Origin of the sequence: Vibrio genomosp. F10 str. ZF-129, from assembly GCF_000287055.2 — a bacterium.
GTDB lineage: Bacteria > Pseudomonadota > Gammaproteobacteria > Enterobacterales > Vibrionaceae > Vibrio.
Genome location: NZ_AJYQ02000094.1, coordinates 59,299 through 65,539 on the forward strand (window position 1 = coordinate 59,299; position 6,241 = coordinate 65,539).

The following is a 6,241-nucleotide window of genomic DNA, read 5'->3' on the forward strand; positions in this document are numbered from 1 at the left end:
TCGCATCATGCGACCTTTTTTCACACTACAATAATCAAAAGACAAATTATTTGCGTGGGATTTCGATTTTACGCTGCTCTGATTGACGAAATAGGACCAGTACTTTGCCAATAGATTGTACTTTTTCTGCTTTAGTTTCACGAACAATAGCGTCAATAATCAGTTGCTTAGTATCACGATCTTCAGAAGCAATCTTAATTTTGACCAATTCGTGGTGATCAAGAGCAATTTCGATTTCCGCTAGAACAGCTTCGGTGAGTCCATTCGCGCCCATAAGCACGACAGGTTTTAGACTGTGCGCTAGGCCTTTAAGGTGCTGCTTTTGTTTGGTGCTTAAGTTCATTATGCGGCCAATTTATTTTTGGTTAGGGTTGAAAAAAGCTATTTTAACGCCATCTAATGCTGAAGACTATAATTTATTGGTCTTAGTTAATTGCGATTGGGTTTTTGCCCTTTAATTTAGGTATCTAATGAGTAAACAAAAACACTCAGCCAGCTCAGGTCGTTGGTTGAAGGAACATTTCGACGATAAGTACGCTAATGAAGCTCGTAAAAAAGGCTATCGTTCTCGTGCTTACTTTAAAATGGAAGAGATCCATCTTAAAGATAAGTTATTTTCCCCTGGCATGACGGTTGTTGATTTGGGGGCTGCCCCTGGTGGTTGGTCTCAATACGCGGCTAAAATAGTGGGTGATGAAGGGCAAATTATTGCTTGTGATTTACTGCCTATGGATCCCATTGCTGGTGTAAGCTTTTTACAGGGTGATTTTCGTGAAGATGCTGTATTAGAAGCGTTACTCGATAGAATTCAACCAAGTATGGTTGATGTTGTCATGTCAGACATGGCACCTAATATGGCTGGAAATGCGTCCGTTGATCAGCCTCGTTCCATGTATTTAGTGGAATTAGCTTTAGATATGTGTCGACAAGTTCTGGCACCTAATGGTAGCTTTGCTGTTAAGGTTTTCCAGGGCGAAAGCTTCGATGATTATGTCAAAGAAGTACGTAGCTTGTTTAAAGTAGTAAAAATAAGAAAGCCAGATTCCTCAAGAGCTCGCTCGAGAGAAGTCTACATCGTAGCCACTGGTTACAAAGGTTAACCATTTCGCCACTAAAGGCGAACGTTAACACTATAGCTACAGGTGTTAAACTGTAGTACCCTACCTTTAATTACAATTAGTTATCGAGAGGCTTACACCTTGAGTGACATGGCAAAAAATTTAATTCTGTGGCTTGTTATTGCTGTTGTTTTAATGTCAGTTTTCCAGAGCTTTGGCCCTGGTGAAAGTAATGGCAGATCAGTAGATTACACCACGTTTGTACAGGAAGTTGGCCAAGGCCAGATTCAGGAAGCAACTTTTAAAGGTCAAGAAATTGCCTTTACTCGTCGTGGAGGTGGCTCTCGTTTTGTCACATACATGCCGGTATATGATGAGAAGCTTCTAGATGACCTCATTAACCAAAATGTGAAAGTTCAAGGTACACCTCCAGAAGAGCAAAGCCTTCTAGGGACTATCTTTATTTCTTGGTTCCCTATGATTTTACTTATTGGTGTATGGATATTCTTCATGCGTCAAATGCAAGGCGGCGGCGGCAAAGGCGCGATGTCGTTTGGTAAAAGTAAAGCTCGTATGATGAGCGAAGAACAGATCAAAACGACATTTGGTGATGTCGCAGGCTGTGATGAAGCTAAAGAAGATGTGAAAGAGCTGGTTGATTACTTGCGTGATCCTAGCCGATTCCAAAAGTTGGGGGGTAAAATCCCAACCGGTATTCTTTTGGTGGGTCCTCCTGGTACGGGTAAAACACTTTTAGCGAAAGCCATTGCGGGTGAAGCAAAAGTACCTTTCTTCACTATTTCAGGTTCTGATTTCGTAGAAATGTTTGTTGGTGTAGGTGCCTCTCGTGTTCGTGATATGTTTGAACAAGCGAAGAAAGCCGCGCCATGTATCATTTTCATTGATGAAATCGATGCCGTTGGTCGCCAACGTGGTGCCGGTGTTGGTGGTGGTCATGATGAACGTGAACAAACATTGAACCAAATGTTGGTTGAAATGGATGGTTTTGAAGGTAATGAAGGTATCATCGTCATTGCTGCAACTAACCGCCCGGACGTATTGGATCCAGCATTGCTTCGACCAGGTCGTTTCGACCGTCAAGTGGTGGTTGGTTTACCAGATGTACGTGGTCGTGAGCAAATCCTGAAAGTTCATATGCGCAAAGTTCCTCTAGCGGGTGATGTTGAACCGTCGCTTATTGCTCGTGGTACACCAGGGTTCTCTGGTGCTGATCTTGCTAACCTTGTGAATGAAGCGGCATTGTTTGCAGCGCGTAGCAACAAGCGCAATGTCTCTATGGTTGAGTTCGAATTGGCGAAAGATAAGATTATGATGGGTGCAGAGCGCCGTTCAATGGTCTTGTCTGAAGACACGAAAGAATCAACTGCATACCATGAAGCAGGTCACGCTATTGTTGGACGCTTAGTACCAGAGCACGATCCTGTGTACAAAGTATCAATCATTCCACGTGGCCGTGCGCTGGGTGTGACAATGTACTTACCAGAGCAAGATCGTGTAAGTATGAACCGTCAACATTTAGAGTCGATGATTTCTAGCCTTTATGGTGGTCGATTGGCTGAAGAGCTTATCTATGGTTTGGATAAAGTATCCACAGGCGCATCCAACGATATTGAACGTGCAACTGATATTGCTCGTAAGATGGTCACTCAGTGGGGCTTCTCTGAAAAACTCGGTCCTCTGTTGTATGCAGAAGACGAAGGCGAAGTGTTCCTAGGCCGATCAGTAACGCAAACTAAGCACGTATCAAACGATACCGCTAAACTCATCGATGATGAAGTTCGTGTTCTTATTGACCGTAACTACGCTCGAGCGAGACAGATCCTAGAAGACAATATGGATATCATGCATGCAATGAAAGACGCACTGGTTAAGTACGAAACCATTGATGCAGGCCAAATTGACGATCTAATGGAGCGCAAATCAGAGATTCGTGAACCTGCTGGCTGGGGCGATCAAGACAAACCTCAAGCTGATATCGAAAAAGAGTCAGCGAAAAAGACTGAAGAAGACAAAGCATCTGAAGATGACAAAGCGAAAGCTCAGTCTACTCAAGATAAGTCTACTGAAGCGAACGGTAATGATGAGCAACCTGCAGATAAAAAAGACGCAGAGTAATCATATTCACTAATGTAAACCCCGAGATATCTCGGGGTTTTTGTGTTTTAGAGCTATCTATAATTAGAGCTATGAAAATAACAGCAAACACCAAACAGTTAGATCTCTCCACTCCTCAAATTATGGGGATTCTCAACGTCACACCGGATTCATTTTCTGATGGAGGACAGTTCTCCTCTCTAGAGCGAGCGATAGCACAAGCGGATAAGATGATAGCCGCGGGGGTGAGCATTATCGACATCGGCGGGGAGTCGACCAGACCAGGTGCTCCTGATGTCTCTCTCGATGAAGAATTGAATCGCGTGATTCCTATCATTCGAGCCATTCGTGAACGTTCAGATGTTTGGATATCCATTGATACAAGCAAAGCCGAAGTTATGGATCAAGCGATCCAGGCCGGAGCCGATATCATCAATGATGTTCGTGCGCTACAAGAGCCTGGTGCATTAGACGTAGCCGCAAAAGCGCAAGTACCGATTTGTTTAATGCACATGCAAGGTCAGCCACGATCGATGCAAAACAACCCCCACTATTCAGATATTATCGAGGATATCAGTGCTTTTCTCACTGAACGTGTGGAAGCGTGTGAAGCGAAAGGGATTGATGCATCTAAAATTATTCTCGATCCTGGCTTTGGATTTGGTAAGACCTTAGAGCATAATTACCACCTGCTTGCACATCTGGATAAATTTCACCAATTAGGCATGCCGATTCTGGCTGGTATGTCTCGCAAGTCAATGATTTTTAGGCTTTTAGATAAAAAGCCTGCTGAATGCATGGTAGCGAGTGTTACCTGTGCAACGATTGCTGCAATAAAAGGTGCACAGATTATACGCGTTCATGATGTTGAAGAGACATTGGAAGCAATGAAAGTTATTACAACCATGAACAACAATCTGTAGCCCAAATCAATTTATAAAGGAATAAAAATGTCAGATAAAAGACGTTATTTCGGCACCGACGGTGTGCGAGGCAAAGTAGGTCAGTACCCAATTACGCCTGACTTTGTATTAAAGCTGGGCTGGGCTGCAGGCCGTGTACTGGCAAAGCAAGGCACAAAAAAAGTCATCATCGGTAAAGACACCCGTATTTCAGGTTACATGCTTGAGTCTGCATTAGAGGCCGGCTTGGCTGCAGCCGGTCTTAAGGCTACTTTAACAGGGCCGATGCCAACTCCTGCTGTCGCATATCTAACCCAAACATTTCGTGCTGAAGCAGGGATCGTTATCTCGGCATCACACAATCCATATTACGATAATGGCATCAAATTCTTTTCATCAGAAGGCACAAAACTGCCCGATGACATTGAGTTGGCGATTGAAGCTGAGATGGATAAAGATATTGAATGTGTTGACTCAGCTCTTCTTGGTAAAGCGATGCGACTTAACGATGCCGCCGGACGATACATAGAGTTTTGTAAAAGTACGTTCCCAAGTGAACTGAGCCTATCTGGACTCAAAGTCGTGATCGACTGTGCGCATGGGGCAACTTATCATATTGCTCCGAGTGTCTTTACAGAGTTGGGCGCGGAAATAGTGACGATTGGTGTAGAGCCTAATGGAACCAACATCAATCATGAAGTCGGTGCGACCGATGTTCGAGCGTTACAAAAGCGCGTAGTAGAAGAGAAGGCGCACTTAGGCGTAGCGTTTGATGGTGATGGCGACCGCATCATCATGGTTGATGAATTTGGCAATAAAGTCGATGGTGACCAAATCGCTTACATTATTGCTCGTGATGCCCTGCGTCGTGGTGAATTAAAAGGCGGTGTTGTCGGTACTTTGATGACCAATCTAGGCATGGAAAATGGCCTTAAACAGCTAGGCATTCCATTTGTACGAGCATCTGTTGGTGACAGATACGTGATGGAGAAGCTTCTAGAGCGTGATTGGAAGATTGGTGCAGAAAACTCAGGACACGTCATCCTACTTGATAAAGTCACGACGGGTGATGCTATTGTTGCTGCGCTTCAAGTGATTGCCTCCATTGTGGGAAGTGAAATGTCGCTGAATGAGCTATCGCAAGGCATGACGTTATACCCACAGGTTCTTGAGAATGTGCGCTTTAGCGGTGATTCTAATCCACTTGAAGCCGAAGCCGTCAAACAAGCGGTAACCGAAGTCGAATCCCAGCTGGGTGCTAAGGGGCGCGTATTACTGCGTAAATCTGGTACAGAGCCATTATTGCGAGTCATGGTTGAAGGTGAAGATGCCGATCTTGTTCAAGCCTCTGCATCTAAAATTGCCGCAGCCGTTAAAGAAAACTGTTAGCCAGTGGAGTGAGTGTTGAGGTGACGTTACCGCCAATTCTCAATGCTCACACACTACAAACTCGTTATTTGCCCTTTTTTTGACCGCTTGGTGCATCTTAAGGGTGTTTTTCTTAAAATCTTCTTGTCAGCGCTCGCGGCTTTCGCTAGTATTGCTCGGCCTTCAGTTAGGAGGTCGCTAGCCTTGTTTTAAAAGTATTGCTTTAGCAAGTTTTTAAACGGCGCTGGCTCAACAATTTGGAACATAGGTGGACATCATGTTTTCAGTTCTACTTGTGACTTACCTGTTGGCAGCGCTCGGTGTAATTGGCCTTGTGTTGATTCAGCAAGGTAAAGGCGCAGATATGGGAGCCTCATTCGGTGCTGGCGCTTCAAACACTGTGTTTGGTGCTGGTGGCTCAGGAAATTTCCTAACCCGAATGACTGCAATTTTTGCAACAGTATTTTTCATCCTTAGCTTAGTGCTTGGCAACATGTCTACAAGTAAGACTGAGTCACAATGGATTGACCCAACTCAAGGTCAAGTAATCCAACAAGCTGAAGATGTAGTGAGTGAAATCCCAGCCGAAAGTGGCGACGAGATTCCTCAATAAGCTAATTCAATGATTTAGCTGCCGAGATGGTGAAATTGGTAGACACGCTAGCATGAGGTGCTAGTGCCTTAGGGTGTGAGGGTTCAAGTCCCTCTCTCGGCACCATATTTACAAACTTGTAAATCACCTTGTTGAGCGTATAATGCACAGCAAGTCGGACGCGGGATGGAGCAGTTTGGTAGCTC

The 6,241-nt window shown here is 44.5% G+C and carries 6 protein-coding genes and 1 tRNA gene; 6 read left to right on the forward strand and 1 reads right to left on the reverse strand.

Annotation, left to right across the window (positions count from 1 at the left end):
* Positions 1-46: 46 nt before the first annotated feature.
* Positions 47-343, reverse strand: coding sequence for a ribosome assembly RNA-binding protein YhbY (gene yhbY / locus A1QO_RS10995; protein ID WP_017036719.1), 297 nt, complete (start codon positions 341-343; stop codon positions 47-49).
* Between the two features lie 127 nt (positions 344-470).
* Here yhbY and rlmE point away from each other — a divergent pair, with 127 nt between their 5' ends.
* The 6 genes from rlmE to A1QO_RS11025 all read left to right on the forward strand — a co-directional run bounded on the left by rlmE (position 471) and on the right by A1QO_RS11025 (position 6,161).
* A complete protein-coding gene (gene rlmE, locus A1QO_RS11000) occupies positions 471-1,100 on the forward strand; it encodes a 23S rRNA (uridine(2552)-2'-O)-methyltransferase RlmE (RefSeq protein ID WP_017036720.1) in 630 nt (209 codons plus the stop codon).
* Between the two features lie 108 nt (positions 1,101-1,208).
* Entirely contained in the window at positions 1,209-3,194 is a 1,986-nt protein-coding gene (ftsH, locus tag A1QO_RS11005) for an ATP-dependent zinc metalloprotease FtsH (protein WP_017040787.1), read from the forward strand.
* A 71-nt stretch (positions 3,195-3,265) separates the two neighbouring features.
* Positions 3,266-4,096 (forward strand): dihydropteroate synthase, encoded by an 831-nt coding sequence (gene folP / locus A1QO_RS11010; RefSeq protein WP_017036722.1) that lies wholly within the window; start codon positions 3,266-3,268, stop codon positions 4,094-4,096.
* 27 nt (positions 4,097-4,123) lie between these two features.
* Entirely contained in the window at positions 4,124-5,464 is a 1,341-nt protein-coding gene (gene glmM / locus A1QO_RS11015; RefSeq protein WP_017036723.1) for a phosphoglucosamine mutase, read from the forward strand.
* A gap of 256 nt (positions 5,465-5,720) precedes the next feature.
* Positions 5,721-6,056 (forward strand): preprotein translocase subunit SecG, encoded by a 336-nt coding sequence (gene secG, locus A1QO_RS11020; protein WP_017036724.1) that lies wholly within the window; start codon positions 5,721-5,723, stop codon positions 6,054-6,056.
* Positions 6,057-6,076: 20 nt separating this feature from the next.
* Positions 6,077-6,161: transfer RNA gene (locus tag A1QO_RS11025), tRNA-Leu, on the forward strand.
* The last annotated feature ends 80 nt before the right edge of the window (positions 6,162-6,241 follow it).

What these genes read in the sequence shown, in the direction of transcription:
- folP (WP_017036722.1), top strand. Translation starts at nt 3,266, where the DNA reads ATGAAAATAACAGCAAACACCAAACAGTTAGATCTCTCCACTCCTCAA.
- secG (WP_017036724.1), top strand. Translation starts at nt 5,721, where the DNA reads ATGTTTTCAGTTCTACTTGTGACTTACCTGTTGGCAGCGCTCGGTGTA.
- glmM (WP_017036723.1), top strand. Translation starts at nt 4,124, where the DNA reads ATGTCAGATAAAAGACGTTATTTCGGCACCGACGGTGTGCGAGGCAAA.
- rlmE (WP_017036720.1), top strand. Translation starts at nt 471, where the DNA reads ATGAGTAAACAAAAACACTCAGCCAGCTCAGGTCGTTGGTTGAAGGAA.
- ftsH (WP_017040787.1), top strand. Translation starts at nt 1,209, where the DNA reads ATGGCAAAAAATTTAATTCTGTGGCTTGTTATTGCTGTTGTTTTAATG.
- yhbY (WP_017036719.1), bottom strand. Translation starts at nt 343, where the DNA reads ATGAACTTAAGCACCAAACAAAAGCAGCACCTTAAAGGCCTAGCGCAC.